This window comes from Variovorax sp. 20P10.2.4 (genome assembly GCF_058244205.1).
Window position 1 is genome coordinate 1 of sequence record NZ_JBZAYE010000868.1, and the last position, 2510, is coordinate 2510.

2 protein-coding genes are annotated in these 2510 nt (G+C 71.4%); both read right to left on the reverse strand.

Translation table 11 applies throughout. From position 1 onward, the window contains the following. Window positions 1-208, reverse strand: a 208-nt coding sequence (locus AC27VN_RS38715) for a hypothetical protein (protein ID WP_490880104.1), incomplete at its 3' end; no start/stop codon positions are given. After that, window positions 208-2510: TonB-dependent siderophore receptor (locus AC27VN_RS38720; RefSeq protein WP_490880105.1), on the reverse strand; the 2303-nt coding region annotated here is incomplete at its 5' end. The genes AC27VN_RS38715 and AC27VN_RS38720, both read right to left, overlap by 1 nt.

A 2510-nucleotide genomic window follows, 5' to 3' on the forward strand; every position in this document is an offset into this window, starting at 1 on the left:
CGCACATCAGGAGCGTGAGCGCGCTGAAGAGGCCGGCCGCCGGCTGCAGCGCGCGGCAGAACAGCCAGGCACCGAGCGCGATCAGCACGCAGCCCATGCCACGCCACGCGCGCGGCTTCGACACAGCGCCGCCAAGCCGCTGGTGCGGCGCGGCCCGGTACACGCACAGCGCGCCGAGCACCGTGCAAAGACCCGCGAGCACCGCCATCACCAGGCGTACGAGAGCGTGGCGGTGGCGGTGCGGCGCGCGCCGTAGTTGCAGGGCGAGCCGGCCAGCATCAGGCAGTGCGAGACATAGCGCCGGTCCGACACGTTGGCCACCGTCAGCCGCAGCCGCGCGCCCTTCCAGGCATCGCCGAGCAGGCCGAGGTCGTAGGAGGCGCCGAGGTCCCACAGGAACAGCGCGGGCACGCGCAGGTAGGGGTCGTAGGTACCGGCGGTGTCGTAGGCCGACATGTAGCGCGCGCCGATGCCGGCCTGCAGGCCGGGCACGCTCTCGAAGCGGTAATCGAGCCAGGCCGAGGCCTGGTGCCGCGGCGTGCGCAGCGTGGGGCGGCCCAACTGGTTGCGGTCGTTGCTGCTGCGCACCTCGGAGTCGGTGTACGAGTAGGCCGCGATCATGCTGAGCCGCTTCGTGAGCTCGGCCTTGGCCTCGAGCTCGAGGCCGCGCAGGCGCTGGCGGCCCGACTGCACCGAGCGCTGCGAGTCCATCGGGTCGGGCGTGAGGCTGTTCTCGAGGTCGTTCTGGTAGAGCGACGCGGTCATGAAACCCCAGCCGCCGGTCGGCTCGTACTTCAGGCCGAGCTCGAACTGCCGGCCCTTCTGCGCGCGGAACGGCTGGTTGTAGCGGTCCACGCCGGTGACCGGCAGGAACGAGGTGGAATAGCTCGCATAGGGCGCGACGCCGTTGTCGAACACGTAGCCCAGGCCGACGCGGCCGGTGGTCGCGGCGTCGTCGGTCGGCACCACGGGGCGCGAGGCCAGCATGCGGTTGGTGGTGTCTATGGACGAGCGGTCGTGGCGCAGGCCCAGCGTGGCGATGGCGCGGCCCCAGCGGATCTGGTCCTGCAGGTACAGCCCGGTCTGGCGCACCGCCTGGAAGGTCGAGTTGGTGTAGCTGGTCGGCCGCGTGACCGGCAGGCCGTAGACCGGGTTCAGCACGTCGAGCGGCGGCACGCCGATGGCGCTGTTGGCGAAGTTGAAGGACAGCTTGCCGCGCAGGTGGTCGACGCCGGCCAGCAGCGTGTGCGCGAGCGGGCCGGTGCGCAGGCGCGCCTCGAGCTGGGTGTCGACCGAGAGCGAGCGGATGTCGTCGTCGGAGATCGCCGAGACGCGGTTGAGCGTGTGGCCGTCGGGCCGATAGGCATTGAAGGGATGCACGCGCACCAGGAACATGTCCTGCGCGGCATGGCCGTAGCGCAGGTTCTGGCGCACCGAGACCGTGTCGTTGAAGCGGTGCTCGAAGCCGTAGCCCAGCGACTTGTAGCTGCGGTTGAAGCTGTCGGTCGACGGCTCGCCCAGGTACAGGCTGCGCGGGATGTAGCCGAACAGCGGGCTCGGCACATGCGAGCCCACCACCGGGTAGAAGCGCGGGCTCATGCGCGGATCGTCCTTCTGGTAGTGGGCCTGCACGGTGAGCGAGGTGTCGGCCGACGGCCGCCACGTGAGGCTGGGCGCGATCATGGTCTCGCGGTCGCGCTCCAGGTCGACCTGCGTGTGCGCATCGCGCCGCAGCGCGATCAGCCGGTAGAGGAACTTGCCGTCCTCGTCGAGCGGACCCGTGAGGTCGGTGGCGAGCTCGGCGCCGCCGAAGTGGGTGGCCGACAGCCGCACCTCGCGCTGCGCGACCGCCTGCGGCCGCTTCGTCACCTGGTTCACCAGGCCACCGGGAATGGCCTTGCCGTAGAGCACCGAGGCCGGCCCCTTGACCACTTCGACGCGCTCGAGCGCATAGCCCGGAATGCGCGGCACCGCATAGCTGGCCGGGTCGCCGGGCAGCGGCAGGCCGTCGAGCCACTGGGTGCCGAAGGTGTTGAAGCCGCGGATGTAGTTCCAGTCGTAGCGCACGTCGAAGCCGTTGGGCTCGGCCAGCACGCCGGCCGTGTAGCGCAGCGCCTCGGCCACGGTGCGCGCGCCCTGGTCGTCCATCTGCGTGCGCGTCACCACGTTCACGAGCTGCGGCGTCTCCAGCAGCGAGGCATCGGTCTTGGTGCCGCTGGCGCTGCGCTTCGCGACATAGCCGACCACCGGGCCGGTGGCGGTCTCGGGCGGCGCGCTGTTGTGCACGCGCACCTCGGGCAGCATGCCGTGGCCGGCCTGCACCTCGCCCGCCCCGGTCGGCGCTGGCGGCGGGGGTGCCATATCGAGCGTGAAGCTGCCGTTGGCCTGGCGCACGGCCTGCAGGCCATGGCCACGCAGCAGCTCGGCGAAGCCTTCGCGCACCGTGAAGCTGCCCGCCAGGCCGGCGCTGCTGCGGCCGCGCAGCAGGCTGGCATCGACCGACAGCTCGA